This window comes from Natrononativus sp. DTA114 (genome assembly GCF_059736515.1).
Genome location: NZ_JCASSN010000003.1, coordinates 610,883 through 636,188 on the forward strand (window position 1 = coordinate 610,883; position 25,306 = coordinate 636,188).

General features: G+C 66.1%; 27 protein-coding genes and 1 other RNA gene. 8 read left to right on the forward strand and 20 right to left on the reverse strand.

What is annotated here, in order from left to right:
* Positions 1–254: 254 nt before the first annotated feature.
* The 8 genes from AC6I6S_RS13235 to AC6I6S_RS13270 all read right to left on the reverse strand — a co-directional run bounded on the left by AC6I6S_RS13235 (position 255) and on the right by AC6I6S_RS13270 (position 9,094).
* Complete coding sequence (locus tag AC6I6S_RS13235) at positions 255–1,073, reverse strand: CheR family methyltransferase (RefSeq protein ID WP_497950736.1); 819 nt, start codon at positions 1,071–1,073, stop codon at positions 255–257.
* Positions 1,070–1,585 carry a chemotaxis protein CheD gene (locus tag AC6I6S_RS13240; protein ID WP_497950738.1) on the reverse strand — a complete coding sequence of 172 codons (516 nt, stop codon included), beginning with the start codon at positions 1,583–1,585 and terminating at the stop codon, positions 1,070–1,072. Before AC6I6S_RS13240 ends, AC6I6S_RS13235 begins: the two co-directional genes overlap by 4 nt.
* A complete protein-coding gene (locus AC6I6S_RS13245; protein WP_497950739.1) occupies positions 1,582–2,817 on the reverse strand; it encodes a chemotaxis protein CheC in 1,236 nt (411 codons plus the stop codon). Before AC6I6S_RS13245 ends, AC6I6S_RS13240 begins: the two co-directional genes overlap by 4 nt.
* The gene (locus tag AC6I6S_RS13250) at positions 2,814–3,419 is read right to left on the reverse strand and encodes a chemotaxis protein CheC (protein WP_497950740.1); all 606 of its coding nucleotides are present in this window, start codon (positions 3,417–3,419) and stop codon (positions 2,814–2,816) included. The genes AC6I6S_RS13245 and AC6I6S_RS13250 overlap by 4 nt, the downstream gene beginning before the upstream one ends.
* Before the next feature lie 61 nt (positions 3,420–3,480).
* Positions 3,481–6,741 (reverse strand): Hpt domain-containing protein, encoded by a 3,261-nt coding sequence (locus tag AC6I6S_RS13255; RefSeq protein WP_497950742.1) that lies wholly within the window; start codon positions 6,739–6,741, stop codon positions 3,481–3,483.
* Entirely contained in the window at positions 6,734–7,873 is a 1,140-nt protein-coding gene (cheB, locus tag AC6I6S_RS13260; RefSeq protein ID WP_497950744.1) for a chemotaxis-specific protein-glutamate methyltransferase CheB, read from the reverse strand. Before cheB ends, AC6I6S_RS13255 begins: the two co-directional genes overlap by 8 nt.
* Positions 7,870–8,232: a response regulator gene (locus AC6I6S_RS13265; RefSeq protein ID WP_497950746.1), complete on the reverse strand. Its 363-nt coding sequence runs from the start codon at positions 8,230–8,232 to the stop codon at positions 7,870–7,872. Before AC6I6S_RS13265 ends, cheB begins: the two co-directional genes overlap by 4 nt.
* Before the next feature lie 121 nt (positions 8,233–8,353).
* Positions 8,354–9,094 carry a chemotaxis protein CheW gene (locus AC6I6S_RS13270; RefSeq protein WP_497950748.1) on the reverse strand — a complete coding sequence of 247 codons (741 nt, stop codon included), beginning with the start codon at positions 9,092–9,094 and terminating at the stop codon, positions 8,354–8,356.
* A 146-nt stretch (positions 9,095–9,240) separates the two neighbouring features.
* Here AC6I6S_RS13270 and AC6I6S_RS13275 point away from each other — a divergent pair, with 146 nt between their 5' ends.
* Positions 9,241–9,945 carry a DUF2270 domain-containing protein gene (locus AC6I6S_RS13275; RefSeq protein ID WP_497950750.1) on the forward strand — a complete coding sequence of 235 codons (705 nt, stop codon included), beginning with the start codon at positions 9,241–9,243 and terminating at the stop codon, positions 9,943–9,945.
* Between the two features lie 75 nt (positions 9,946–10,020).
* Positions 10,021–10,470, forward strand: a complete 450-nt coding sequence (locus AC6I6S_RS13280; RefSeq protein ID WP_497950752.1) for a chemotaxis protein CheW — start codon at positions 10,021–10,023, stop codon at positions 10,468–10,470.
* Between the two features lie 5 nt (positions 10,471–10,475).
* Here the strand turns inward: AC6I6S_RS13280 and AC6I6S_RS13285 are convergent, their stop codons facing one another.
* Genes AC6I6S_RS13285 through AC6I6S_RS13295 form a run of 3 tightly spaced genes read right to left on the reverse strand, consistent with a single transcriptional unit; the run spans position 10,476 to position 12,461 of the window.
* Complete coding sequence (locus AC6I6S_RS13285) at positions 10,476–11,249, reverse strand: DUF5803 family protein (protein ID WP_497950754.1); 774 nt, start codon at positions 11,247–11,249, stop codon at positions 10,476–10,478.
* 1 nt (position 11,250) lies between these two features.
* Positions 11,251–11,937 carry a DUF2110 family protein gene (locus AC6I6S_RS13290; protein WP_497950756.1) on the reverse strand — a complete coding sequence of 229 codons (687 nt, stop codon included), beginning with the start codon at positions 11,935–11,937 and terminating at the stop codon, positions 11,251–11,253.
* Positions 11,937–12,461 (reverse strand): transcription factor, encoded by a 525-nt coding sequence (locus tag AC6I6S_RS13295; RefSeq protein ID WP_497950757.1) that lies wholly within the window; start codon positions 12,459–12,461, stop codon positions 11,937–11,939. The genes AC6I6S_RS13290 and AC6I6S_RS13295 overlap by 1 nt, the downstream gene beginning before the upstream one ends.
* Positions 12,462–12,628: 167 nt before the next feature.
* Between AC6I6S_RS13295 and AC6I6S_RS13300 the strand changes: the two genes are divergently transcribed.
* Positions 12,629–12,892: a hypothetical protein gene (locus AC6I6S_RS13300; protein ID WP_497950759.1), complete on the forward strand. Its 264-nt coding sequence runs from the start codon at positions 12,629–12,631 to the stop codon at positions 12,890–12,892.
* Positions 12,893–13,084: 192 nt separating this feature from the next.
* Here AC6I6S_RS13300 and AC6I6S_RS13305 read toward each other — a convergent pair whose 3' ends face one another.
* From AC6I6S_RS13305 to AC6I6S_RS13320, 4 genes are all read right to left on the reverse strand, one after another.
* On the reverse strand, positions 13,085–13,633 hold the full coding sequence (locus AC6I6S_RS13305) for a tRNA (cytidine(56)-2'-O)-methyltransferase (RefSeq protein ID WP_497950761.1): 549 nt from the start codon (positions 13,631–13,633) through the stop codon (positions 13,085–13,087).
* Between the two features lie 105 nt (positions 13,634–13,738).
* Complete coding sequence (locus AC6I6S_RS13310) at positions 13,739–14,071, reverse strand: BsuPI-related putative proteinase inhibitor (protein ID WP_497950763.1); 333 nt, start codon at positions 14,069–14,071, stop codon at positions 13,739–13,741.
* Positions 14,072–14,135: 64 nt separating this feature from the next.
* Positions 14,136–15,257, reverse strand: a complete 1,122-nt coding sequence (locus AC6I6S_RS13315; protein WP_497950765.1) for a S8 family peptidase — start codon at positions 15,255–15,257, stop codon at positions 14,136–14,138.
* A gap of 132 nt (positions 15,258–15,389) precedes the next feature.
* Positions 15,390–16,565, reverse strand: coding sequence for a S8 family peptidase (locus AC6I6S_RS13320; protein ID WP_497950767.1), 1,176 nt, complete (start codon positions 16,563–16,565; stop codon positions 15,390–15,392).
* Positions 16,566–16,704: 139 nt separating this feature from the next.
* Here AC6I6S_RS13320 and AC6I6S_RS13325 point away from each other — a divergent pair, with 139 nt between their 5' ends.
* Together AC6I6S_RS13325 and AC6I6S_RS13330 are read left to right on the forward strand one after the other, a co-directional pair.
* Complete coding sequence (locus AC6I6S_RS13325; RefSeq protein ID WP_497950769.1) at positions 16,705–17,457, forward strand: DUF2797 domain-containing protein; 753 nt, start codon at positions 16,705–16,707, stop codon at positions 17,455–17,457.
* 47 nt (positions 17,458–17,504) lie between these two features.
* The gene (locus AC6I6S_RS13330; protein WP_497950771.1) at positions 17,505–17,903 is read left to right on the forward strand and encodes a hypothetical protein; all 399 of its coding nucleotides are present in this window, start codon (positions 17,505–17,507) and stop codon (positions 17,901–17,903) included.
* A 38-nt stretch (positions 17,904–17,941) separates the two neighbouring features.
* On the opposite strand, the gene AC6I6S_RS13335 is transcribed toward AC6I6S_RS13330, so the two are convergent.
* The 4 genes from AC6I6S_RS13335 to AC6I6S_RS13350 all read right to left on the reverse strand — a co-directional run bounded on the left by AC6I6S_RS13335 (position 17,942) and on the right by AC6I6S_RS13350 (position 22,977).
* On the reverse strand, positions 17,942–19,069 hold the full coding sequence (locus AC6I6S_RS13335) for a glycosyltransferase (RefSeq protein WP_497950773.1): 1,128 nt from the start codon (positions 19,067–19,069) through the stop codon (positions 17,942–17,944).
* A 57-nt stretch (positions 19,070–19,126) separates the two neighbouring features.
* A complete protein-coding gene (locus tag AC6I6S_RS13340; RefSeq protein WP_497950775.1) occupies positions 19,127–19,963 on the reverse strand; it encodes a phosphatase PAP2 family protein in 837 nt (278 codons plus the stop codon).
* Complete coding sequence (locus AC6I6S_RS13345) at positions 19,963–21,831, reverse strand: ABC transporter substrate-binding protein (protein WP_497950777.1); 1,869 nt, start codon at positions 21,829–21,831, stop codon at positions 19,963–19,965. Before AC6I6S_RS13345 ends, AC6I6S_RS13340 begins: the two co-directional genes overlap by 1 nt.
* Positions 21,832–21,915: 84 nt before the next feature.
* Positions 21,916–22,977, reverse strand: a complete 1,062-nt coding sequence (locus AC6I6S_RS13350; protein ID WP_497950779.1) for a glycosyltransferase family 4 protein — start codon at positions 22,975–22,977, stop codon at positions 21,916–21,918.
* Between the two features lie 114 nt (positions 22,978–23,091).
* Here AC6I6S_RS13350 and AC6I6S_RS13355 point away from each other — a divergent pair, with 114 nt between their 5' ends.
* The 3 genes from AC6I6S_RS13355 to AC6I6S_RS13365 all read left to right on the forward strand — a co-directional run bounded on the left by AC6I6S_RS13355 (position 23,092) and on the right by AC6I6S_RS13365 (position 24,626).
* Entirely contained in the window at positions 23,092–23,367 is a 276-nt protein-coding gene (locus AC6I6S_RS13355) for a ribonuclease P protein component 4 (protein ID WP_497950781.1), read from the forward strand.
* Positions 23,368–23,454: 87 nt separating this feature from the next.
* Complete coding sequence (locus AC6I6S_RS13360; protein WP_497950782.1) at positions 23,455–23,703, forward strand: YhbY family RNA-binding protein; 249 nt, start codon at positions 23,455–23,457, stop codon at positions 23,701–23,703.
* 23 nt (positions 23,704–23,726) lie between these two features.
* Positions 23,727–24,626 (forward strand): mechanosensitive ion channel family protein, encoded by a 900-nt coding sequence (locus AC6I6S_RS13365; RefSeq protein ID WP_497951482.1) that lies wholly within the window; start codon positions 23,727–23,729, stop codon positions 24,624–24,626.
* A 363-nt stretch (positions 24,627–24,989) separates the two neighbouring features.
* Here AC6I6S_RS13365 and ffs read toward each other — a convergent pair.
* Positions 24,990–25,301: signal recognition particle sRNA (gene ffs, locus AC6I6S_RS13370), an RNA gene on the reverse strand.
* Positions 25,302–25,306: the final 5 nt, after the last annotated feature.

Here is a 25,306-nt window from a genome sequence, read left to right on the forward strand (position 1 = left end):
GGGACCGGCGAGTCCGTCGGCCCAACCGGTTCGTCCAACGTGATGTAGTACCGAGACCACCTGTCGGTGAACCACCCCAGATTCGATCTGGCATACGCACGGTAACTGCTCGGGTCCTCGCGGGCGGACACGGTGCGAGATAACTGAGGCTCTTCGAGACTCGGCTGAGTCCCCACGGTCTCGTTGTACGAGAGTGGACATCGGAAAAGAGAAGCCACACCGATCGTGAACGCGCTCGAGCGGGTCGTCGACCGTCAGTGTACCTGCGGTGACTCGAGGGCTCGCTGGTAGATCCGGAGTCGGCTATCGTGGTTCGTGAACCCGGATTTGAGCGAGGGGGGGATCGTCTCGGCCTTGCCGATCGTCAGATAGCCTCCGGCTCGTAGCGATCGGGCGAGCGTCTCGAGCATCGATCGCTTGTAGTCGGTGTCGATGTAGATGAACAGGTTGCGGCAGACGACGAGGTCGAATCCCGACTTCGGGTCGTCGTTGATCAGGTCGTGGCGTTTGAACGTGACGGGGCGTTTGATCGCGTCGTCAACCCGATAGCGCTGCCCCTCGCGGTCGACGTACGCCCGGTATGTCGGCAGATACTCGAGTTGGGAGCCGATGTCGACCGTTCGTGACTCCTCGTAGACGCCACGCCGGGCGGTCTCGAGGGCATCGTCGCTGATGTCGGTCGCGAGAATGTGGACCGACGAGGCGTCGATCTGCGGGTCGGCGTGAGCGAGCATCGACAGCGAGTACGGTTCGCGGCCGTCGGCACAGGCGGCACTCCAGACGTGAACGCGCTCGTTCTCCGCGGAGAGCGTGCGCAACACCGATCGGAGGCCGTCCCACACCTCGGGGTTTCTGAAAAAGCCGGTGACGTTGATGCTCATCGACTCGAGGAGGGCGACCTGTTCGGCGGGCTCCGCGCGGAGCAACTCGAAGTACGTCTCGTGGCACTCACACTGAGTTCGGCGCATCCGCGAAGAGACCCGTCGGTCGAGGTAGCTGTCGTTGTAGTGGCTCGTCGCGAAGCCGAGTTCGTCCTCGACGTACTCGAGGAGCGCGTCGAAGGCGTCGGTCACAGTTCGGACACTCCCTGCCCGCCGTCGGCCGTTCGAACGGAGAGGACGCCGCTACCGGGCGTGAATTCGACGGTCCGGCCGACGTCGCCGCCGACGTCTTCGGCGATGAGGGGGACGCCGAGTTTCTCGAGTTCTTCTTTGGCCGCGGCGACGTTCCGGTTGCCGACGCCCTCGCCGAAGCTCTCGAACTGAAACATGTCGCTGCCGCCGGCGATCTTGGCCTCGACGGAGGTGTAGCTCGCGCCCCGTTCGACCATTCGCCGCAGGAGGGCGCGGATTGCGGTGTCGGCGTACTTGCCGGGCTTGGCATCGCTGTTGTCGACGGTGTCACCGTCGGGGAGCATCACGTGTGCGAGCCCGCCGATATCGGAGTCGGGATCGTAGAGGGCGATCGCGAGACACGAACCGAGACCGTAGGACTTGAGCGTATCATCGCCCTCGCTGACGACGAGTTCGGAGATACCGACCTGGACCGGATCGGGCGCGCCCGGTTCGCTTCCGTACGTCTTCATGTCTGCTCGAGTTCCTGAAACGTCGCGGTGGTCGGCGTCTCCGCGATGCGGTCGACGTCGAGGTCGTTCAGCGCGCGCTCGAGGTCGGATTCGTCCGGAATCGCGTAGATGTCACAGTCGAACTCGCGACCGTCGGCGGTGACGACCGTGTCGAAGACGAACGCGAACTCCTGGTTCTCGCCGAGCTGGATGATCACGGGATCCACCGCGGCCGCCCCGTAGTCGTGGATGAACTCGGGCGGCGAATGGTCGATCGTCGTATCCAGGACGTTCGCCCAGCCGTCCAGGAAGCCGCTGGCCATGATGTTTCCGAGCTCTTTGATCGCGCTCGTCCCCATCTCGTCGAACGCCTCGCCGTCGGTCTCCATCGGCACCATCGCGTCGACGATCTCGTGGGCGGACTCCTCGTCGAACAGGAACAGGAGGTAGCCACTCGGCGTGCCGTCGAACTCGAAGGCGACGCCGACGAGCATCTCTTCGGCCATCTGCTCGGGGATCGTCTCGAGAGAGACGAAATTGAGCCGGCGGATCTCGACGCTCGTGTCGATACCGGTGAGCGTGGTCGCCGTCTTCGCGACCTCCTCTGCGCCCTGTTCGGCCATCCGGTCGAACCCCTCGAGTTTGTCGTACTCGATGCCGTCGTTCGCCCGGAGGCGCTCTAGCAACCGGGCCATCGACTCCCGCTTCGGGAACAGGTAGTGGTCGAAGCTGATCTCCGTGCCGACGGCCTCGATCTGGCTCTGGAAGAGCAAGGCGAGGTCGCCCTCGTCGGGGGCCTCCTCGATATCGTCGAGAAACGGCTCGGCAGTCGCCCCCTCGATGAACTCGGGGGTCGAGACGTCGATCACCGTCTCGAGGACGTCGGCCCAGCCGTCGATGAAGCCGCTGTTCATCACCTGGCCGACCTCCGTCGCGGCGCTCTGGCCCATCTCGTCGAACTCCTCGACGCCGGCCTCTGCGATGAGCATCTCGACGATGCGGAACGCGCTCTCGCGGTCGAAGACGACGACGGAGTGGCCGTCGAGCCCGCCGGTGAGTTCGACACGGATGCCGACTTTCTCGACGCCGTCGTCGAACTCGTGGCGGATCTCCCCGCCGCGCATGAAGTTGAGTTTCGTGATGCCAACCTGGGTCTCGACGCCGGTCATCTTGGTGAGCCGGCCGGCGGCGAGCCCGGCGCCTTCGCGAGCCATGCGGTAAAACGTCCCAAGGGCGTTAACGTCGAGTTTCATGCGGGTTGAACATCGATGCCGTTGACCATTTCGACGAACTCCTCGAGTTCGGGGAAGGCGTAGATTTCGGCTTCGATCTGGTAGCTCGGAACCGACAGATCCGAGTCGAAAAACAGCGCGAGATCGTCGCCACCGAGGCCGGCGGTTCGCACGACGATGTCGCCCGCCGGCGCGTACACCAGCTGCGGCGCGGCGATGTCGATCGCTCGCCCCAGGACGTTCGCCCAGCCGTCGATGAAGCCACTCGCCATCATATTCCCCATCTCCTCGACGGCGCTCCTGGCCATTTTCCCGGAGACCGCCGACATGTCGTCGACGACGTCGTTGAGCATGATCGCGGTGATCTTCTTGGCGCTCGCTTCCGGAAAGAGGATAAGGATGTGACCGTGCGGGGGGTCGAGCAGTCGAACGCGAACGCCGACGCGCTTGCCCGGCTCGAGCTGGGACTGGATGTCGTCGACGTCGATGAAGTTCGTTTTCGTGACCTCCATCTGGGCGTCCTGACCCGTGAGTTTACTCATGTTATCGGCGACGCCGTTCGTCCCGACCTTGCCCATTTCGTTGATGAAACTCAGCTTGCGAATGTCGACTTTCAGCGTCATAGGTTGCTCCGTGGGTGTTCAGTTCCGTGTCTGTACTCGCCTTCGGTGTGTGTACTATCGATCATAGTTCTGTCACGTCCAGAATGGTAACGACCTTTCCGCGACCACGAACCGTCGCCCCGCTCAAGCCGGAGACGTCGCTCATGAAGCCCTCGAAGGGCTTGACAACGACCTCTTGCTGGTCAAAAACGGTGTCGCAGCGGAGCGCGACCGGCCGTACCGCATCGCGGATACGGACCACCATTCCGTCGTCCGTCCCGGTGCCGGCGGTTTCGAGGGCGTCGGCAAGGTCGACGACCGGAAGCTCCGCGTCGTCCGTCGACAGCACCTCGTCACCGTCGACGGTTTCGGTCGCCCTCGCCGGTTCGATATCCTGTACCGCCTTGACCGGGATCCCGAACTCCTCGCCGCCACACTCCAGAAAGAGTACGTCGGCGATGGCAACGGTCACCGGAAGGGTCATCGTCACCGTCGTCCCGGCTCCGGGGTCGCTGTCGACGGTCACGGTGCCGTCGAGGTCTTCGATGGTCCGCTTGACGGCGTCCATCCCGACGCCGCGGCCGCTAACGTCGGTCACCTCCCCGGCTGTTGAGAGGCCGGGATGGAAGATCAGGTCGTAGGCATCGTCGTCCGTGAGATCGGCGGCTTCGGCCTCGGTGAGGACCTCCGCCTCGACGGCAGCCTCGCGCAACCGTTCGGGGTCGAGGCCGCTGCCGTCGTCTTCGACGACGATCTGCACGCGATCTCGGGACCGGGTCGCCCGGACCTCGATGCTCCCTTCGGGGGGTTTCTCCGCGTCCTCCCGGTCGGCCGGCGGTTCGATGCCGTGATCGACAGCGTTCCGGACCAGGTGGATCAGCGGATCGCCGATCCGATCGAGAATACTCCGGTCGAGTTCGACGTCTTCACCGGAAATCTCCAGAGCGACGTCCTTCTCTTGCTCTCTGGCGATGTCACGGACGACGCGCGGCAGCCGGTTGACCGCCGTCTGGAGCGGGACCAGCCGGACGTCCATCACCGTCTCCTGGAGATCGGTCGTGAGTCCCTCGAGGTCGTCGAGTTCTCGAGCGATCGTCTGCCGGTCCGCACCGGTGTCGATCGCATGACGCAGCCGAACCCGGCTCGTCACCAGACCCTCGACGAGTGTGAGCAACGAGTCGACCTGCTCGACGTCGACGCGAACCGATTGCTGTTCGCTCTCCCGGTCGGCAGTCGTCCGCTCGGGCGGCTCCGGAACGGTGATATCCGGGATCTGCATCGGTGGCGTCTCGTCGGCGACTCGATCGGTAGACGCCGACTCGTCGTCCGCGGACGACTCCGTGAAACCCACGCTGTCGTCGACCTCAGCCGTCGCATCGAAGCTATCCGACTCGTCGCCGAACTCGACGAACGAGTCGTCGGTCTCGAGGTCGGCTGTCGTCTCGAAGCCGGCGTCGGTATCAGCGGTCGTTTCGAAGCCGGCGTCCGGGTCAGCATCCGTTTCGAGCGGATCGAACGTCACGGCGCTCGAATCCTCGTCGAAGTCGTCGAAGGTGCCGTCGGCCGTGGCGTCGACACTGTCGAGCGAGTCGGCTCCGTCGTCGAAGCCGACGTCGAAGTCAGCCTCGGCGGAATCGGAACCGGGCGCGTTGTCATCCGGTTCGAACGCGCCGAAGTCGTCCTCCCACGCCGGCTCGGGAACCGACTCGGCTTCGATCCGGTCGTCCGCCCGCGTTCCGTCCGTGTCGACCTCGTCGTCGGTGTCCTCGCTCGTCTCGAGCGGAGTGTCAGTCTCACGGTCGTCGCCACCGTCGTCGGCCGTCGTCTCCGCCTCCTCGGCAGAGCCGTCGTCGAACGAGACGGTGACGTCCGCCTCCGCCGACTCGGTGTCGTCCTCGACATCCGAGAAGGCGCCGTCGTCAGCGACCGCGCCTTCGTCGTGGCCCGCGTTCTCGTCGATACGGGAGGTGTCCACGATCGTCTCGTCGTCATCGACACCGACGTCGTCTGCAACCGCGCCGTCAGCAACTGCCTCAACGTCGTCGACAGTCGCATCGCCTGCAACCGCGTCGACCTCGTCGGCAACCGCGTCGTCCTCGAGCGCCGCCGGCTCTCCGGCCGTCGGTTCTGCCCACTTTTCGTCTTCGTCGACGCCGAGGAACGAATCGTCGTCGTCGAAATCGTCGCCGAGCAACTCGTCCATACCGACCTCGTCGTCGCTGTCGAACTCGTCGAACTCGAGTTCGTCGAGTTCGTCCTGGAGTTCGTCGAAGCCGACCATCTCGACTTCGTCTTTGAGTTCGGCGAAGACGTCGTTCGCGTCGCCGGCGGCCGGTTCGTCGGTCGAGTCGCTCGCGACTGCCGACTCCTCGGCGCTCTCCGCCGGTGGTGCGTCGTCGACGACGCGCTCGCGCTCCTCGCCGAGCAGGTCGTCGAACGACCCGGCATCGCCCATGTCGTCGAAGAGGTCGAGGTCGTCGTCCTCCGCTTCGACCATCGAATCGAGATCGTCGAACTCCTCGAACTCCTCGAGCAGGTCGTCGACCTCGAGGTCCTGTGCGTCCTCGCTGGAGAGCCCTTCGCCGGACGGTTCGTCGTCGAACGCCGTTTCCGAGCCCGCGAGCCGATCCGTCACCGCGACGATCTCGAAGGTATCGACGGCGCCGACCGGCTCGAGCGCGGACGCGATCGCCGCCTCGCCGACGGCGCTCGCGAAGACCGCGTCGAACCGGGCGCCGTACGTGCCGTTCTCGATCGCCTCGCGAGAGGGATCGGTTCCGATGAGTTCGAACGCGTCTACCAGTGCCTCGACGACCCGCGCTCCGTTTACCGTGCTGTCGTCCGCAATTTCGAGCCGAACGAGAAACGCGTCGTGATCGTCGTTGGCCGGCGGTTCGAACCGTGCGAGAACGGCATCGATCTCCTCGTCGGTCGGCACCGACCACTGTGGTCGAGCGCCCTCGCCGGCTGTTTCGACCTGTCGCCGAATCGCCTCGATGGTCTCCGTCGGATCACGTTCGATCTCGCCGGTCGCCTCGAGTTCGGCGATCATCGCCTCGAGTTCGTCGACGCCGTCGAAAACGGTATCCATGAGGTCGGCCGAAACGTCGATACTATCGGTCCGAACTCCATCGAGGAGGTCCTCGAGCGCGTGAGCGAGGTCGCTCGCTCGCGTCAGGCCCATCGCACCGCAGTTCCCCTTCAGCGTGTGGGCGATCCGGAAGATACCGTCGATCGCCTCCTCGTCGTCGGGGGTCTGCTCTAAGACCAGTAACGCGTTGTTGAGTTCCGTGATGTGCTCTTCGCTCTCTTGAACGAAGTCGATTACGTAGTCGTCAGTCATCGTTCTCACCGTTCGTTGTGAAGGTGTCGACGAGTTCGCCCGCGAGTGCGTCTGCGGGGACGACCGTGTCGACACAGCCGGTTTCGATCGCCTGCGACGGGATGCCGAAGACGGGGCTCGTCGCCTCGTCCTGTGCGAGGGTCCTGCCGCCGACGTCGGCAATCGCCTCGATCCCCGCCGCGCCGTCCCGCCCCATACCGCTCAGGACCACGCCACAGAGCGGGTCCGTGACCCGGTCGGCCGCGGTCCGCATCGTCACGTCGATCGCCGGGCGAACGCCGTGAAGGCGGTCACCATCGTCGAGGCGCACCCGGAGACGGCCGCCGACGTTAGCGACGACCTCGAGGTGGAAGCCGCCGGGGGCGACGAGCGCCTCGCCGGATTCGATCCGGTCGCCGTCTCGCGCCTCCCGCACGCCGTACTCGCTGCGCTCGTCCAGCCGGGCGGCGAATCGCGCAGTGAAGTCCGGGGGCATGTGCTGGACGACGAGCAGTTTCGCGCCGAGGTCGGTCGGAAGCGTCGCGAGCAGTCGTTCGACTATCTTCGGCCCGCCCGTCGATGCACCGACGACGATCGTCGGATCGTCGACGCTGTCGGCTGGCCCGGCCACAACGCCTCGAGTGGAAGACGGGCCGGCCCCGGGCCGGGACGCAGGCCCGCCGCCAGCGACGACCGGTCGACGGCGATCCGGCCCCGTCGAGTGAACCGCCGCCGAGGCCCGCGCGAGCGCGAGCGACGAGACGTCCGCCGCCACGAGATCGTCGACCGTTTCGACGACGGAGTCCGCCAGGTGGGCGATGTTCCGCGAACCCGAACCGTCGGGCTTGTGCAGGAACGCCACTGCGCCTCGCTCGAGCGCCTCGAGAGTCGCATCAGCGCCGCGTTCGGTGTGAGCGCTGAGCATGAGGATCGCGGTCGGGTTCTCCGACATGATTCGTTCCGTAGCGTCGATTCCGCTCAGCCCCGGCATCTCGACATCCATCGTGACCACCGCCGGCTCGTATCGGTCGACCGCGGCGACGGCCTCGTGGCCATTGGCGGCCGTCTCGACGTCGTAGCCGGCGGTCTCGAGCGCGTTGCCGACGACTGTTCGCATGAACTGCGAGTCGTCGACAACGAGTACGCACGTCATACCGCGACGACGTCAGCCAGGGCTTTCCGCACGCTGGGTTCTTCGAACGGCTTCGTCACGTAGCCGTCCGCACCGGCTTTCACGGCCAGTTTCATTTTCTCTCGTTGCCCGACACTCGTACACATGATGACCCGCGACCGGGGATCGAGCTTCTTGATCGCCGCGGTCGCCTTGATGCCGTTACACTTCGGCATCACGATGTCCATCATGACGATGTCGGGGTCCCGTTCTTTGTACAGTTTGACGGCTTCAGCTCCGTTAGACGCCTCTCCGACGATGCGATACTCCTGTTCGAGAATCTGTCCGAGGAGATTTCGCATAAAATGAGAGTCGTCCACGATAAGAACCCCTGTCGACATTCAGTTGTACACCACAATCCGATACCGATACCGGTACCATAAATGCTGTCTCCCGATTATCAGTAGTGATAGGTGCCATCGGAGCAGCAACTGCCCCGGCTCGAAACGTACCTGAACTGTTTCAGTCGATGGTCCCGGCGGTCCGCAGGAGTCCATCGACGTCGATCAGCGGTGTCGCCTCCAGGACGACCGGCTCCGGGGCTGCGTCTGCGGACTCGCTCGCAGCCTCCTCCTCGACGGAAAACTCGTCGCCGTCGCGGCGGCCGTCGCGTCCCATCTGCTCGAGTCTCGAGGCGACTCTGTCTCTGGCCGTCGTCGAGTCCCCGCTACCGCCGTCGGTGGGGGCGCGGCTCCGACGTGAGGGGCGATCCGGGGTCCGTTCACGTTCGACGATTGCCGTGACGAGCGGGTGCTCGATCGCCCCGCCCGCAACCTCGGGATCCTCGAGTTCCTCGGGCCCGTTGACGACGCGCTCGGGAACGGTTTCGACGCCGACGACCTCGTCGACGCGGATCGCCGCCGGCTGTCGATCCGTCGGCCGATCGAGGACGATCAGCTGCTGGGTGGCCGACGGCTCGCCGTCGACCGGGAACTGGACGCGCGGCTCGAGGACCGCCGTGATCTCCCCTCGAAGGTCGGTGACGCCCTCGACGGCTGCGGTCGAGCGAGGGACCCGTGTCAGATCGGCCGGCGGGTCGGTGATCGTTTTGACGTCGTCGACTGCGATCGCGAGTCGGTGCTCGCCCAGGAGGAAGTAGAGGAAGCGGGCGAGTTCTTCGTCCTCCTCCGGCGCGTCGGCTGGCATCGCTCCCGGCTCGTCGATACTGAGACCGAGAAGTTTGTCGGGGAGATCCGGGCTCATGTTCGTACTCGTGTATTTCAGTCCAGGAATAAAACATTGACTCCCACCGGGTGAGCCTCGAGCGGCGGCTGTCGCTACACCGGCGTCTCGAGTGCGCTCGCCGATCTGTCGGGAGACGCTTTTGCCGCCGGCGTTCTACGAGTGACATGGACGAAGACGACACGTTCGACCCCGAGAGGCGCGAGGCGCGTGAGGTAGCGGCGGACGCCGGCGAGGAGGCGGCGGAGTTCCTCTCGTTGCTCCCCCACTACTACCGCGGTGAGGTCGGCCAGATGTCCACCCGGATCAGCCGACTCGACCTCACGGTCGACTGGGCCATCGGCGTGATCGCCGCCATCCTCGCGCTCTCGTTTGCCTCCTCGGATAGCCCGCCGTACTTCCTCCTGATCGGGATGCTCGCACTGACGACATTCCTCGTGTTCGACGTTCGGCGGTATCGAGCTTTCGACGCGACGCGCTCTCGAGTGCGGTTGATCGAGGAGAACGTGTTCGCCAACGCGTTCGATCCGGACGGGGCGGTCCATCGCGAGTGGCGCAGCGAGATCGCTGACGATCTCCGGGAGCCGACGCTCAAGGTAACGGCCCGGGAGGCGATTTCGCGGCGACTTCAGCGGGTCTACTTCCCCCTGCTGAGCGTCCTGCTCGTGGCGTGGCTGTTTCGGATCACCCTGTTCGTTCCCGACGAACCCTGGTTCGAGACCGCAGCGGTTCCCGGGATACCGGGCGCTGCGATCGTCGCCGCCGTCGTGGTGTTCTATCTCGCTGCTCTCCTGCTCACCGTGTGGCCGACTGCGCGGGAGGCCAAAGGCGAGTACCATGACGTGGAGCCGGGAGACTGGAAGCGCGACTGACGGCGTCTGCCGAACTACGCTCCCGGGGCCGACGGAAGACTTACGGTCGGAAAGTATCGAGTGTAAGCACTAGCAATGACCGTCCCTCCTGAGGATCTCGAGTCGACGTCGTCTCGCGGCGTCCGCCTGCTCCCGTTCGATCTCGTCGACCGTTCGTACTGCGTCGAAATCGACCGCGTCGCTTCGGTGCTCGGGGTGAGCGACGAGACGGCGCTCGAGGGCGCCGAGGACCCGTGGAACGCCGGCACCATCTCGGTCGCCGGGGAGTCGGTGCGGGTGATCGACCTCCCGCGGGTGGTGACGGCCGCCACGCGAACGCTGGCTCGCGTCCCGGAGCCGAAACTGCTCGTCTTCGAGGTGGCTCCGGAGTACGTCGGCTGGCTCGTCGACGATGTCGGCACCACGGCGTCGGTCCGAACGGATAGCGTGTCGTCGCCGAACACCGCTGCTCGCTTTCTCAGGGGCCGACTCGAACTCGAGGACCGGGAACTGCTCTGGCTCGACGAGCGAGCGATCAACGGGTAAGCGGGCTACCGCATCCCCGGCGGCGGCCCCTTCCCCGAGTCGTCGTCGATATCGACGTCGAGGCCCATCTCCTCGCGCTGTTCCTGTAACTGCTTTACCTGCCGGTAGTAGTAGGCGATCCCCGCCCCGCCGGCGAGGAGCAAGATCACGACCAGGCCGGCGAACAGCGGGATGTCTCGCGTGTTGTAGAAGCGAAGCGAGATCGTGCTGTCGACCTGCTCCCAGTGGAGTCGCTCGCGGTCGTCGACGACCTCGCGCTCGTAGCCGCCGGGGCTGACCGCCCCGAACAGGAAGTTCGAGGTGCGGTGACCCTCCGGCAGCGTCACCTCGTAGGAGCCGTGGGTGTAGGCGGGGAGCCGGAACGTCTTGCTGCCAGCGTTGCCCGAAAAGGCGATGGTCCCGTTCCCGTCCGGCACTCGAACTTCGGTGCTCGAGCGACCCTGGTCGACGTCGAGTTCCGAGCCGGTCAGCTCCGTGCCGTTGGGGTGCCAGTAGCGGACGCTGTGGATGTCGAGGGCCTCGTCGCGGTAGAAGTTCGAGCGGTACAGCGAGAGCTCATCAGTGTCGTTCAGGTCGTAGACGGCACGGAACTCGCCGCTGCTGATGATGCTCCCTCCCTCGATATCGATAACGACGTCGGCGTCGCTGTCGCGAAGGTCGTCGTACTCCTGCTCGCGATCGAGTTCCTCGTCGGAGATGCCGCCGAAGATCATCGAACAGCCCGCAAGCGTCGCCAGGAGGGCGACGGCGACTGCTGCGAGGAGGAGCCGCCGGTTCATGTCAGGGAACGACACACCGGAGTTCGGCCGGCAGGTACTGCCCGACGCTCGCGAGCAGCCCCGGCGGATCGGTGTCCTCGGGGCAGATAACGCTCTGCTCGAGCAGTCCGAGGCGTTCGATCGTCACGTAGTCCTGGGCGTGGCCCGCTCGGTTGAGCGTCGCCCGGACCTCTGCGCGGGTGGCGCTGTTGACGTTCAGTCGGCCGTCGCCGCGAGTCCAGTCGTAGAGACGGTCGCGCTCTTCGTCGGCGAGTCGCGACGGGGTGTCACCGCCCTCCTCAACGTCCCCATACACGAACTGCATGGGGAGGTGCTGGACCAGCCCGAACCGCTCGCGGATCTGCGGCGGCGAGCCGGCACCGAGGCCGAGCTCGCCGGCCGGAATCCGAACCGGTTGGCCGGCGTCGAGCACGAAGCCGTTGTCGTCCCAGGACTCGAGGGTCCCGACGTACGTCTCGCCGGGCTCGAGATCGGGGACGATCTCGCCGAACTCCTCCCGGAGGACGTTTCGCGCGACCCTCGCGTCCTCACCCTCGACCGTGACCGAGGGGAAGTCGTCGTGTCTGATCCCGACCTCGTACTCTACCTCGAGTTCGGCGAGTTCGTTTCCGACGAGCGAGCGAAGCGAGTCGAGCGCCCGGTTCCGGGCGTCGCCGCCGACGTAAATCTTCGTTGCGAGAACGACCATTATGCGTCGGCGTCGATGTTGAGTTCGTCCTCGAGCGCCGCGAGACGGTCCTCCATCGCGGTGACGAGGCGGTCGTTGTCCATCGACTCGAGGGGTGAGCCACACTCGGGGCACTCGAAGCCGAAGTCCATCGCCTCGCCGAACTCGAAGCGGATCGAGCAGATCTCACAGAGGTAGAACTCGTGGTTGCGTTCGTACTCCTGGCGCTCCTCTAGAGCGCCGTGGAGGCGGTACATCTCTTCTTCAAGGTTCTCCGGGATGTTCTCGTACTGGAACGTCCAGAGGTAGGTGAGCCACCCCGAATCCTCGTCGCGCAGCCGTCGGTAGGTCGCGAGGTCGTTCTCGTAGAGAATAAACAGCGCCCGGCGGACGTCGTTGAGCTCGAGGTCTAACTCCTCGGCCAACTCTTCGTCCGTTACTTCGCCGTCCGGCGGGGCCGCCGCGACGGGCATCCCTGTCGGGCCGACCAGCTCGTGTAAGTACTTCTGGATGACCGGATCCTCGAGCAGCCCATCAAAAGCCATTACCTCTCTCTAATTCCATGGACCCATTAAGTCTTTTGAGGAGTGTCGGCCCTCGACTGTCGACGGAACGAGCGGCCGGTTCCACGTGACGGCGTCGCAACCGGGATAAAAGGGGCTTGTGAGAGAAGGCGCCGCCGATTCCCCGTCGAGAGCGGTAGTCGCGGTGTATGATTGGCGCACTCACAGCCGGTAAGAAGGCGGCCACGTACGGATACAAAAAGTACGGCGTCCCCGGTGCGGTCGTCGCGGGTGCCGGCGGTGCGGCGGGCGTCGTCGTCGCAAAAAAGGGGATAAAGCGGGTCGTACGGTCGGATGTCGGCGACGCCGAGCCACACTCGAGCGACAGCTCTACGGCCGCGGCGGCTGGCGGGTCCGACGAGGGCATTGCCGACACCGACGGCGATCAGTCCGGCGAGAGCGAACCGTCGTAGTCACTGAACGTCGGTGCACACCCGATTGCGATAACTCACCTGAAACCGGCACAGAGCTGCCGTTCGGGCACTGCTTGCGAGCAGTGTGTTACCCGTTTCAGTTGGTGCAAGTGGTCGGACTAGCGGTGATCACGGCTCGCTCGAGTCCGGCTTTTCGCGCCGTCCGAACATCTACTACTCTCGAGGCCGGCGTTACTCCTCGTCGGTCGGAACAACGCGCTTGCCAGTCTCCTGTGGGATCACGCGCCGGTCGCCCCCCTCCCACTCGCGCTCGAGTTCTCGGCCCTCGAACAGCCGGTCTAAAAACACCGCGAGCCCGGCGACCTCCGAGTGGGGCTGGTTGGTGACGCCGACGTTCCAGTCGGCCGCTTCGTAGACGTCGAAGGGGACTTTTTCGGCTCCGACGACGATCAGCAGGGGCTTTCGGTCGTCGCGGTGGGCGGTTCGAATTTCGGCCTCGACGTCCTGAACCCGCTCGCCGTACATCGTCAGGTGAACCACGCGTCCGTCCCAGCCGCGGACGATACCGCGGGGCGAGTCAGTGAGCCCGACCTCGAAGGGGCCGCCGAAGCGACCGGTGATGTCTTCGACCGTCTCTTTCGACTGGGTCGCGTTATCGGGTACCAACACCCGGTCGGCGCCCAGCGCCCGCGCCGTCAGTCCCACGTGTGTCGTCATCCGCTCGTCCCGACCGGGGCGGTGGCCGAGTCGGAGGACGACGACCTCGGGAGTCTCGTGCATGCTCGAGTCCAGTCCCGGCCGGGGTTAGGGGGTTTCGCTTTCCGGTAGTGGATCGGCAGGCTTTCGACCTGGTGGCGACCCCGGCGGCGAAGCGCTCGAGCCGTCTCAGACCGAAAATTCGGTTCGAGCCTCGCAGGTCCGGTCCTGCGCTCGAAGCTCCGCCACCGCGGTGAACGCACCGCTCTGGGGGTCGTCCCACGTACACTCGTAGCTCGTCTGTCCGCCGGGGTCGACCGCTTCGGAGCCGATCACCTGCGCGAACATCCGCCCCTCGGTGAATCGCCACACCTCGCGGCCCTCGTCCTCGACGACGAACTCGGCCTTGCAGCTATCGGAAAACTGCAGCTCGATCGGCTCGTCACCGGTGTTTTGCACGGTGAACGTAAACCGTATCTGGTCGTCATCGCCGGTCGCCTCGAGTGATCCCTCGAGTGTCATGCGTGACGGTTCAGCAGCGGGAGCCAAAGGCTTTGGCACGCGGCCGACGGCCGCCGCCGGATCGCTACACGTCGAGCGCGTCGTCGACGCGGAGGAGGCCGTGGCCCTGCTCGTTCTCCTCGAGGCCGATGTCCTCGGCGGTGTCCTGGAGCCGGGTCCGGGCCGCCTCGTGATCGTAGCCGTTCGACAGCAGGTGGCCGGCCGCACCCGCGACGTGCGGACACGCCATCGACGTCCCCGACAGCGTCGAGTAGGTGCCGCCGAGGTAGGTCGAGTAGACATCCTCGCCGGGAGCGGCGAGTTCGATCTCGGGGCCGGTCGACGAGAAATCCGCGAGGTCGTCGTTTTCGTCGGTCGCACTGACGGCCATGACGGTGTCGTAGCCGGCCGGGTAGCTCACGCAGTCGGTACATGGGCCGTCGTTTCCGGCGGCCGCCACGAGGAAGACGCCGCGGTCGTGGGCGTACTGACAGGCGTCCCGCAGCGTCTCGGATTCCCCGCCGCCGAGACTCAGGCTCCCGACGTCCCAGCCCTGATCGGCCGTGTACTCGATCCCGGCGGCCACGTCGGCCGTCGAGCCGGTACCCGCCGCCGAGAGGACTTTCACGGGGTGGAGCGTCGACTGGGTGGCGACGCCGACGACGCCGGTGCCGTCGTCCGGGGCGACGGCGGTGCCGGCGCAGTGGGTGCCGTGGCCGTTGTCGTCCTGGCCGTTCAGACTCGAGATACCGGCGACGATCGTGACGCCGTCCCCAACGTTGTCCGCGAGCGCCGGGTGCGTCCGATCGATTCCCGTGTCGATGATCGCGACGCTCGCGCCGTCGCCCGTCTCGCCCGCGTCGTGGGCTTCGGGTGCGCCGACGCGCTCGACGCCCCACGGTGTCGTCTGGAGCGCGCGCATCTCGCCGTTCTCCTCGACGTACCGGATGCCCGGTGTACGCTCGAGCGCGTCAGCGGCGGCCGCCGGCAGGCGGAGCGTCAGCGCGTCGAAGTTGAAGTCGTGGACGACCGCGTCGGCGGCCTCGAGCGCGGCGTCTCGACCGCGGGCGCTCTCGTATCCGACGTTCCGCTCGACGATGCCTGCCGCATCGTCTGCGGACGTCATCCCGACCGCGCTCAGCCCCGCGAGCGCGCTGCCGGTTGCTTTGAGAAGCGATCGTCGGCTCGGAGTGGGATTTCGTACCATCCTGCCCGATTAGATTCGGTAATGGTAATTAAGTATTATGTACATGCCCCTAAATGTATATTCGAATTGAACCTAAAATATATTGTTCGTAGAAATGGTAACGACGCCCTGGCCGATCGCAAGGGAGGCGTGTTACAGCCCGAGTGCGTCGTCGACGCGGAGGAGGCCGTGGCCCTGCTCGTTCTGGCCGAGACCGATGTCCTCGGCGGTCGCGTGAAGCTGATCGCGGGCTTCCTCGTGGGTGTAGCCGTTGGCCATCAGCTGGCCGGCCGCACCCGCGACGTGCGGACACGCCATCGAGGTTCCGGAGAAGGTGTCGTAGCCACCAGCGACGGTGGAGTAGACGTCTTCGCCGGGAGCGGCAAGTTCGATCTCCGGCCCGGTCGACGAGAAGGAGGCGAGCGAGTCGTCCTCGCTGGTCGCGCTCACGGCGACGACCTCGGGCTCTGCGGCTGGGTAGCTCACGCAGTCCGAACACGGACCGTCGTTGCCCGCTGCGGCGACCAGGAAGACGCCGCGATTATGAGCGTACGTGACTGCATCGGAGACCGCACTGGACTGGCTCCCGCCGAGGCTCATGCTACAGACGTCCCAGCCCTGATCTGCGGTGTACTCGATGCCGGCAGCGATGTCGGACATCGAACCGGAGCCGAGGCAGTCGAGCACCTTCACTGCGTGCAGCGTCGACTGGGTGGCGACGCCGACGACGCCGGTGCCGTCGTCCGGGGCGACGGCGGTGCCGGCGCAGTGGGTGCCGTGGTCGTTGTCGTCGTCCCACGGCTCGTTGCAGTCGTTGCCGTTCCCGCCGAACATACAGGTAAATCCGCCGTCTCCGCACTCGGTGAACGCCGCCCCCTCGCCGAGGACGTCGACGAGTGCCTCGTGGGTCGAGTCGATCCCGGTGTCGAGGATCGCGACGTCGGCGCCCGCGCCCGTCTCGCCCGCGCTGTGTGCCGTCGGCGCGCCGACGCGGTCGACGCCCCACGGCGTCGTCTGGAGCGCCTGCATCTCGCCGTTCTCTTCGACGTAGCGGATGTTCGGATTCCGCTGGAGTCCCGCGATCGCCTGCTGTGGGACCGTCATCGTCATCGCGTCGAAGGCGAACTCGCGGTGGACCTCTGCGGCCGCATCGACCGCAGCCCCCCGGCCCCGATCGTTCGCGAACCCAACGTTTACCTCGAGTCGATCGCCGGGATCGGCCGACGCTAGCCCCGTCATCCCAAGTCCGGCGACCGCACCTGTCGTCGCACGAAGAACCGAGCGTCGAGTCGTCTGTGAACCGTCGTCTGGTGTGTTATCTCTTGCCATCCGACCTATGGTAATATCCAAAGACAATTAATAATTTTGCTTGATTCTCCATGTGTTGTGAAATTCGTCATATCGAACTGTCGTTCGAGGGTGGACGCCGAACGCCACACCTATCATCGGCGCGGGCTTACCCCGTCGCGTGCAGATCGTCGGCTACGAACCGACCGCCATCGGCCCCGCGTTGCTCGTGAGCGACGGCGAAACGATCACCAGACGGGAACTCGAGGCCGGAGATTCTCTCTCGTACTCACTTGCCACTCGCCACTGCGCCGGCGCGGTCGACGGTGAGGTCCACCACCGCTGTGACCGGCCGACTGCACCCTACTGCGAGTACCACGCGAGCACCTGGGTCTGTGCTCGCTGTACCGGCACGTGTCTGAAAGACGAGATGGACTGCTACGAGGAACACGCGGTCTATCTCGCGGCGTTCGCTCCAGACACGTTCAAAGTCGGCGTCACGAAACTGTGGCGCCTCGAGACCCGCCTGCGCGAACAGGGAGCCGCGTGCGCGGCGCACATCCACACCGTCTCGAACGGCCGGATCGCCCGCGAACTCGAGGCCGAAATCGCCGAACGGCTCGTCGACCGCGTTCGAACGCCAACGAAGGTCGACGCCCTCGCCGAACGCGTCGACGCCGACGTCTGGGAGGCGTTGCTCGCCGAGTTCGACGTCATCGAGCGGTTTTCCTTCGACTACGGACTCTCACTCGAGTCACGTCCGGTCGAGGAGACGATCGCGAGCGGTACCGTCGTCGGCGTCGTCGGCCGCCTGCTCGTCCTCGAACGAGGCGGCACCCGCTATGCGGTCGACATGCGCGATCTGGTCGGACACGACGTGGAGTCCGGCGAAACCGGGCGCCGATTACAGTCGTCGCTCGGCGCGTTCGACTGAGTGCGAGGGCTCGAGCGTGCCCGCCTCACCCGCGACAAACGCCGGACATGGCAACCCTTTTCCGCGCAGATGCTGAATCCGAAGGCATGGCCGACGAGCACGAAAACGACGTCGACGAGGGCGAGGAGGGAGAGGAGAAATCGTTCCGCGAGCGAGTCGAGGAGATCCGCGAGAAACGCGCCGAAGAGGGCGAAGGTGAGGGCGAGGCTCCCGAGAGCCCGTTCGGCGGCGGCGGTGGCGGCCCGGGCGGTCCCGGCATGGGCGGCAACCCGTTCGCTCAGATGATGGGTGGTATGATGGGCGGCGGCCCGGGCGGTCCCGGCGGCGCCGGCGGGGACGCGGGTAACGAGGAACTCGTCCGCGAGGTCCGCCAGCTCCGAGACGAGATGCGCGACCAGACCCGCGCGCTCAAGCGGATCGCCGACGCGCTCGAGGACGGGAACTAACTGCCACGTTTTTCGCGATTTCGACGACGCGCCGTGAGTCACCCGGTAAGCGTCGCGTACAGCGATCGCAATCGCTCGAGCGAGCGGTCGACGCCGAGCGCCGTCCGCCGGTCCAGACAGCGTCTCTCGAGACGGTCACGGTCGGCGAGCGCCCGCTCGAGGGCGCGACCGAACGCGGCGACGCCGCCCGACGGGTAGTGGTAGCCGGTGTCGCCGGCGGCGACGGTTTCTCCCAGCGCACCCGCATTAGCGGCGACGACCGGAGTGCCACAGGCGATCGACTCGAGCGCGACCAGCCCCTGGGTTTCGACCGGGCTCGGAAAGGCGAAGACGTCCATCCCGGCGTAAAACGCGGGGAGGTCCTCGCGGTCGAGGAAGCCGGGAAAACGTGCGTCGATCCCGTGGTCGGCGGCGCGCGCCTCGAGTTCGGTCCGGGCGGGGCCGTCGCCCGCGACGACGAGCGTCACCGGCGTCCCGTCGCGCTCGAGGGTGGCGGCCGCCTCCAGCAGTTCCTCGAGTCGCTTCTCGTGGCCGTGTCGACCGGTGTAGCCGACGAGCGGCCGATCGGAGGCGAGGTCGTAGCGGTCGACCACGGCCGTGGGGTCGACGGGACGAAATCGCTCGAGGTCGACGCCGTTCGAGACGACCCGCACGGGCGTCGAGACGCCGACGCGGTCGAGGACGTGCTGGCGAGCCGTAACTGACGGTGCGATCACGAGGTCGGCCCGGTCGTAGAACCGCCGTTCGTAGTCGTCCGCCAGGCGTCTCACGCATCTCGCGAGACGTCGGGTCGGCGCGAGGTAGCGCGCGTACTCCGCCGCGGGCGTGTGATAAGAGGCGACGAGCGGTAGCTCCTCGCGGCGGGCGAACCGGAGCGCGCCGAGGCCGATCGAAAACGGCGTGTGGGCGTGGACGAGGTCGACCTCGGTGGAAAGCGATGCGGGAGCACTGGGTCGGCCCAGGCGGTAGCCGCCGTAGAAGGGGAACGGAACGCTCCGGACGGGATGTTCGCGAGGGGCCGGGTCGTAGTCCGCAGCGGCGGGAAAAACGACGTTCATCTGCCGGCCCTGGCGTTGCCATCGATCGCGCCACGTCCGGACGGTGTAGCTCACCCCGTTCACCGTCGGGAGGTAGGTGTCGGTGAACGCGGCGACCCGTTCGACCATCGTACGGCGAAATTCGGTCGGATCGCTTAAGTCATTTGTTCGGCCGCAGTCGGCGCGCTAGCTCCGTCGAAGCGCGGGCAGCCGGCCCTCGAGGTGACTCGAGAGCGACCAGCGGCCGACGAGGTGGGCCGAGAGGGCGACGCTGATGTAGGCGAGTCCGACGCCCGCGACGACGTCAATCGCCCAGTGGATTCCCAGGTACATCGTCGAGATGGCGACGCTGACCGCGAGCACGAGCGCGACGGGATACCACTTCGGGTAGACGCCGCGGGTGCGATAGGCGAGCATCGCCACGGTGGCCGCGAGGGAGGTGTGCAACGACGGGAAGACGTTCGTGTTGCGGTTGACCTGTCGGGTGAGGTGCTGGTACTGGGGATAGGTGTCGTACAACAGCGCCTGGACCAGTTCGGGCATCATGTTGCGCGGCCCGTAGGCGATCACGAGGGTGTAACACACCAGTCCGAGGGTGTAGTTCAGCGTGTACGCCCCCAGCAACTCGCGAAGCGGACGCGTATCCGACAGCGCGAAGTAGGCGATCACGGGAAAGACGAGCAGGAAGACGTAGCCGTAGATGTACATGAACGAGAAGTACGCCGTCAGCTCCGGCGTCGCGTGTGATTGCAGCCAGAGGATGAACTCCCCTTCGACGTCGTAAATCCAGCCCGTCCGGTCGCCGCCGATCATCCAGGAGAGATCGGGGACGATCTGTCTGGCGACGCTGTTGAACAGGAGGACGGTCGCCAGTACGGCGGTGATCGGTGCGGCGGCCCGAATTCGCGTGTCCCACTCCCCGGCGGTCGTCCGCAGGCGGGCGCGACCGACGAACAGGGCGACGCCGACAACTACCATGACCGCCACCACGAGGGCGAGCTGAGTGAGAACGCGAACGAGCATCAGCGCCTCACCAGGAGGTCGCCCCCCTCACCGTAGCGGTAGCCGATCGCCTCGAACTCCCGTTTCGCCTCATCGACGTCCAGTTCGCCGTCGGCACCGAAGAACGGCACGGTCGGATCGCTGTCGTTCCACCGCAGTTCCTCGGGGACCCACCCCCGTCCCACCGGCGTCTCGAGTGGCGTCGCGACGGGTGTCGCGTGGCCCTCGAAAATCGTCTCGGCGAGCCACGCCTTGTCGAGCAGGCGTGCGACCGTTCGCCGGAAGTACGGGTTGGAAAACGGCGCTCGGCGGGTGTTGAACCCGACGTGATAGAACGCCTGTGACGGTGACTCGAGGAGCCGCGTCTCCTCCGAGTCGGGGACTTCCTCGAGTGCGTACATCTCGAGGGGGGTCGAGGTGACGTCGGCGTCGTTGTCGGTGACCAGCGTAATCGCGGAGGCGCTTCGCGGGTCGATCTGAAACCGCAGTTCCTCGGTGGTGGCTTCGGGAAGGTCGACGTCGGATCGCCGCGTGAAGTGGTCGTCGAAGCGCTCGAGAGTGAGGTGTTCGCGCTCGGTTCGTTCCCCGAACGCGAAGGGGCCGCTGCCGACAGCGGGGACGTTGTCGGTAACGACCGCCTCGGTGGTTCCCTGTGCGACCTGAACCCCGCGTACGTTCGCCGCCGCCGCTCGCTCTCGCCAGACGTGTTCGGGGAGGATCGGAGCGGTGAACGCGCGCTCGGCGACCGCTCGATTCGTCGCGACCGTCAGCGAGAGCGCCCGACCGCCGTCGTCCGGAACCTCGATGTCGTCCTCGAGGTCGTCGAAGACGGCAGCTAGCCCACGATAGCGTGGCGAGGGGGCGGGAACCTCACTCTCGCCGAGGGAGGTGTCCGCGAGAAAGCGATAGGTGAACGCGACGTCGCCGGCGGTGACGGGTTCGCCGTCGTGGAACTGACTGTCCTCTCGCAGCGTGATCTCCACCGTCGAGTCGTCCCACTCCCAGGACTCGGCGAGCCAGGGGAGTAGCGTGCTGTCCTCGTCGGTCTCGGGCTCCTCGCTCAGTTCTTGGTTCTCCTCGCCGACCGATTCGTCCACATCCTCGGTGCCCCGAATCAGTTCCGTCGCGAGCGAGTCGTACAGCAGTTCGGTGATCGTCTCCCGGTCGCGGTACTCCGCAGAGAGCGGGTTGACGTTCTCGGAGGGACGGGCGTCCATCACCGTCGCCCGGAGCCGTTCTTCGGCCGCCTCCGTCTGTGGCTCGAGGCCGAGGTAGCCGAGGCGGGTGTCGAGGTGGTGGTCCTCCCACCCCTCGAAGCGGTCGGTCCGGACGAGGCGGTGTTCGTCGGGGACGCAGACTGGAACGAACGGCTGCTCGCGGGCGACCTCCTCGAGTACGTTCGCCACGGCGTTCCGGCGCTCGTCGCCGTCGGCGACTCGCTGGGCTTCGAGCAGGTCGTCGATCCCCATGTTCGTCACGCCGAAGGGGTTCTGCCAGCCCGCCTCGTCGGCGTACCGCGAGTGGAGCGCCTCGTAGAGAAAGTCTGGGTCTGTCGCCCCGGGATGACGCCCCACGTAGACGTCGAAGTCCTGGTTGACCAGGATCGCCCTGAGGAACTCCTCGTTCGAGCGCAGGTCGATCGAGACGTCGATCCCGACCGTCTCGAGGTTCTCTGCGAGTCGGCGGGTGAGCTGAATGCTTTCCCGGTCGCCGTCGGCCGGCAACGTCGTGATCGACAGCGAGAGCTGATCGATGGGGTCCCGGTTGACGACGTTTCGAACGTCCCTGACGCAGCCGGCCAACGACCCCACCATGCCGGTGGCTCCCGCGGCCAGCAGCCGTCGACGGGACATGCCCCGCCCGCTCGAGGCGATCGGATCTCGACTCATCTCTCAGAATCTTCGCTACTGGCGCTATAACAGTATTGCGTCACGTGCTCGCCGACGCCATTCGCGCTCTCGCGTACGCCCGTCTCACACCGCATCGCCGAGGAGGCGCCGGTAGATCCCGGCCAACCGCTCGCCGACGATCTCGAGGCGGTGTTCGCTGGCGGTTTTGCGCGCGTTCTCACCCAGCCGCTCCCTGAGCGCGGGGTCGCCGGCGAGACGCTCGAGGGCCCGGCGGAAGGCCGACTCCGTCTCGCACATGAGACAGTCGACGCCGTCGGTGTAGTACTCCCGAAATACCGGGAGATCGCGCAAAACGACGGGTTTGCCACAGGCCATCGCCTCGAGGACGGCGATCCCCTGGTTCTCGGCGTGGGTTGGAAAGCAGAACACGTCGCCCGCGGCGAACGCTTGTCGCTTGTCCTCGACCCAGCCGGTGAAGGTCACGTTGTCGGGCGGATCGCCCGTCCAGCGACGAACCGCCGAACTCGCCTGCGGCCCGGTGTCGTAGGGGCCGAACCACGCGAACTCGTGGCCCGTCTGTCGGGCGAGCCGACAGAACGTCGACAGCCCCTTTCGCTCGAAGACGTTGCCGACGGCGAAGACGACCAGTCCCTCGAGGCCGAACCGCTTTCTGGTCGGTTCCCGGAACCGCTCGTACCCGGCGAGTGAGGCGTGGTCGACGCCGTTCGTGAGCGCCTCGATCGGCGCCTCGACGGGGTAGGACTCGAGGAGCCGTTTCGTCTGCTCGCTCGGACAGAGCACGAGATCCGCCTGCGAGTAGAACCACCGGAGGTACCGTCCCAGTGGCCTCGAGAGGGGTTTCGAGCCACGGAAACTCCCCCGAAAGTCTTCCCGGGTGACGTGGGCGTGCAGGATCAGCGGTCGCCCAGTTCGGTTCGCGTGGACGGCCACCGCGAGCGACCCAGGGCCGATGGCGTTGCAGTGGGCGAGGTCGTACTCAAGCGGAACGCGACCGCGGAGCAGTCGGCGTGGAAGCGCTCGCAGCGGCTCGTCGCCGGTCCACGGATCAGTGCGGATCTCACACCCGCCGACCCGCTCGAGCGCCCGCCGTTGGTGAGCCGCTGCGGTGGCGATGCCGCTCCGACGGAGCGGTTCCTCGAGTTCGAGGTAGTTGAGCACGCGCACGTCCCCTCCATCGCCGATTCGCGGCAAAACGCTACCGTTCCTCGGCCGCGGGTTCGGGTTGGCGCGCGGGTGGAGAACGCAACACCGATAGGCCGTCCGACGAAACGCGAACCGATGAGCGTCGCCGAGGAACGACTCGAGCGCCTGCACGATCTCGCGAAAGCGGCTGCGCGAGCCGGCGAGGAAGAGCGAGCGCGCTCCTACGTTCGACTGGCTCGCAGGGTCGCAGAACGGAATCGGCTGACGCTGCCGCGGTCGTTCCGGCGATTCACCTGCGACGAGTGTGACACCTACCTCCGGCCGGGGACGAACGCCAGGGTTCGATTACAGGACGGCCACGTCGTGATCACCTGTGACTGCGGCACGCAGGCCCGGTATCCCTACGATTGAGTCGGTTGACACTGGTGAACGTACGCTCGAGCGCGCGAACCGTTCCGATTCGACAACATTGAAACTACGCGCCCGTCTATTCGGCGTATGGATCAACAGGAACTGAAGCGTCGCGCACACGACCTCGACGTCACTCTCTGGGTCGGCAAGAGCGGCCTCGAGGCCGTCGTCGACGAACTCAACGACCAGCTCGAAAACGAGAACCTCGTGAAGGTAAAATTCCTCCGAGCGGCTCGAGCGGGCGGCTCGACCGAGGAGAAGGCCGAAGAGCTCGCCGACCGGGTGAACGCTGACCTCGTCGAGACGCGTGGACACACCGCCGTGATACATCGATGAGCGGCGGTGCGCTGGTGGCACCGATGAACAACGCGACGACCGCCCTCGGCCAGTGGATCCACGACAACGTTCCCGTGCTCGAGGGGGCGCTCGCGGCGACGCTCGCGAGCGTCATCGTCTTCGCCGTTTCGCTCGTCGCTCTTGTGGCGATCGGCCGCGCCGTCGTCATCCCGCTGGTCAAGCGCGCGTTCGACCGCCGCGAACTCGACCAGCACGCACAGACCCCACTCCTGCTGGCGACCCGCCTCGGCGTGCTCTTCGTCGCGGTCGCCATCGCCTTCGGGCTCGCGGATTACGGCAACTTCCTCGTGTCGATGGCCGGAATCGCCGCCGCCGGGGCGCTGGCGGTCGGTCTCGCGCTCCAGAACGTCATCTCGAACTTCGTCGCCGGCGTGTTCATCTACACCGACAAGCCGTTCCGCATCGGCGACTGGATCGAGTGGGACAACGGCGACTATTCGGGTGTCGTCGAGGACATCAGCCTGCGCGTGACTCGCGTCCGAACCTTCGACAACGAACTGCTGACGGTGCCGAACAGCGCGCTCACCGGCGGCGTCCTCAAGAACCCGGTCGACGCCGACAAACTCCGGCTGAAGTTCGTCTTTGGGATCGGTTACGGCGACGACATCGAGCAGGCGACCGAGATCATCGTCGAGGAGGCCAAACGCCACCCCGACATCATGGACGACCCCGCGCCCTCGGTGCGACTGACCGAACTCAACGACTCCGACGTCGGCCTCCAGTCGCGGATCTGGATCGCCGACCCCTCGAGAGCCGACTTCGTCCGGATCAAAGGCGAGTACATCACGAGCGTCAAGGAGCGCTTCGACGCGGAGGGAATCGACATCCCCTACCCCGTGCGCACCCTCGAGGGCGGCCTGCAGATGGCGAACCCGGCGATGCTCGAGACGGCCGACGACTGACGGGGGTTTCGACGACTCCGATCTGGTTTTCGAAGTAGTGGCCGGGAGCGTGGCTCGAGCGACGCGAGAGCTACGCGATTCTACGGAAGAGATTGCTCTTCCGAGCATCGCGGGAGCAAAGCTCCCGCTCAACGGGGGAGGGCAGGCGATTTCCCGATACCGACCGCGAGCGAACACAGTGAGCGAGCGGGCCGACGAGTGACTCGAACGCAGTGAGGGGAACGAGGAGTGCTTTTGCTCGAAACTGAGCGGAAGCTTCGCTTCCGCGAGGTCCAAAAGAGTTTCGCTCTTTTGATGGTTTTGCCGAGCGAGCAAGGCGCGTAGCGCCGCCGCTCGCCCAGCGTAAAATTTCGGTGGGTATGAATGCGGACGCCCGCGGTTGCCCGGCGTTCCGGCCGGGGGAATCCCGGTTGCCTTCTCCACCCCGCGACCCGTCGAGCGACAGGTGTCCGGCGGTCCACTGCTCGCTTCCGCGCCTGATGGGCTGTCGCCGGCTAACCACGATGGGTCGTCCCTGCGGACGGCCACCGTGGACCGCTGTCCCCGACGGACGAGGTTTCTCCGTTGGCTCCCGGGGCCCCGGCCGGTCTGACCGGACGCCCGCGGGGTTCGGTCCCCGCTGATGACCGTAGTGCGGGTGACGAGCAGGGCCAAACTGCCCGACCTAGTCCACCTCATCG

Bases quoted from the DNA above. Each gene is read 5' to 3' on its own strand.
- AC6I6S_RS13360 (WP_497950782.1), top strand. From the start codon at position 23,455: ATGGATCAACAGGAACTGAAGCGTCGCGCACACGACCTCGACGTCACT.
- AC6I6S_RS13265 (WP_497950746.1), bottom strand. From the start codon at position 8,232: ATGTCGACAGGGGTTCTTATCGTGGACGACTCTCATTTTATGCGAAAT.
- AC6I6S_RS13270 (WP_497950748.1), bottom strand. From the start codon at position 9,094: ATGAGCCCGGATCTCCCCGACAAACTTCTCGGTCTCAGTATCGACGAG.
- AC6I6S_RS13280 (WP_497950752.1), top strand. From the start codon at position 10,021: ATGACCGTCCCTCCTGAGGATCTCGAGTCGACGTCGTCTCGCGGCGTC.
- AC6I6S_RS13340 (WP_497950775.1), bottom strand. From the start codon at position 19,963: ATGCTCGTTCGCGTTCTCACTCAGCTCGCCCTCGTGGTGGCGGTCATG.
- AC6I6S_RS13310 (WP_497950763.1), bottom strand. From the start codon at position 14,071: ATGACACTCGAGGGATCACTCGAGGCGACCGGCGATGACGACCAGATA.
- AC6I6S_RS13320 (WP_497950767.1), bottom strand. From the start codon at position 16,565: ATGGCAAGAGATAACACACCAGACGACGGTTCACAGACGACTCGACGC.
- AC6I6S_RS13285 (WP_497950754.1), bottom strand. From the start codon at position 11,249: ATGAACCGGCGGCTCCTCCTCGCAGCAGTCGCCGTCGCCCTCCTGGCG.
- AC6I6S_RS13335 (WP_497950773.1), bottom strand. From the start codon at position 19,069: ATGGTCGAACGGGTCGCCGCGTTCACCGACACCTACCTCCCGACGGTG.
- AC6I6S_RS13355 (WP_497950781.1), top strand. From the start codon at position 23,092: ATGAGCGTCGCCGAGGAACGACTCGAGCGCCTGCACGATCTCGCGAAA.
- AC6I6S_RS13295 (WP_497950757.1), bottom strand. From the start codon at position 12,461: ATGGCTTTTGATGGGCTGCTCGAGGATCCGGTCATCCAGAAGTACTTA.
- AC6I6S_RS13240 (WP_497950738.1), bottom strand. From the start codon at position 1,585: ATGAAGACGTACGGAAGCGAACCGGGCGCGCCCGATCCGGTCCAGGTC.
- AC6I6S_RS13300 (WP_497950759.1), top strand. From the start codon at position 12,629: ATGATTGGCGCACTCACAGCCGGTAAGAAGGCGGCCACGTACGGATAC.
- AC6I6S_RS13255 (WP_497950742.1), bottom strand. From the start codon at position 6,741: ATGACTGACGACTACGTAATCGACTTCGTTCAAGAGAGCGAAGAGCAC.
- AC6I6S_RS13365 (WP_497951482.1), top strand. From the start codon at position 23,727: ATGAACAACGCGACGACCGCCCTCGGCCAGTGGATCCACGACAACGTT.
- cheB (WP_497950744.1), bottom strand. From the start codon at position 7,873: ATGACGTGCGTACTCGTTGTCGACGACTCGCAGTTCATGCGAACAGTC.
- AC6I6S_RS13315 (WP_497950765.1), bottom strand. From the start codon at position 15,257: ATGGTACGAAATCCCACTCCGAGCCGACGATCGCTTCTCAAAGCAACC.
- AC6I6S_RS13290 (WP_497950756.1), bottom strand. From the start codon at position 11,937: ATGGTCGTTCTCGCAACGAAGATTTACGTCGGCGGCGACGCCCGGAAC.
- AC6I6S_RS13275 (WP_497950750.1), top strand. From the start codon at position 9,241: ATGGACGAAGACGACACGTTCGACCCCGAGAGGCGCGAGGCGCGTGAG.
- AC6I6S_RS13245 (WP_497950739.1), bottom strand. From the start codon at position 2,817: ATGAAACTCGACGTTAACGCCCTTGGGACGTTTTACCGCATGGCTCGC.
- AC6I6S_RS13250 (WP_497950740.1), bottom strand. From the start codon at position 3,419: ATGACGCTGAAAGTCGACATTCGCAAGCTGAGTTTCATCAACGAAATG.
- AC6I6S_RS13345 (WP_497950777.1), bottom strand. From the start codon at position 21,831: ATGAGTCGAGATCCGATCGCCTCGAGCGGGCGGGGCATGTCCCGTCGA.
- AC6I6S_RS13330 (WP_497950771.1), top strand. From the start codon at position 17,505: ATGGCAACCCTTTTCCGCGCAGATGCTGAATCCGAAGGCATGGCCGAC.
- AC6I6S_RS13305 (WP_497950761.1), bottom strand. From the start codon at position 13,633: ATGCACGAGACTCCCGAGGTCGTCGTCCTCCGACTCGGCCACCGCCCC.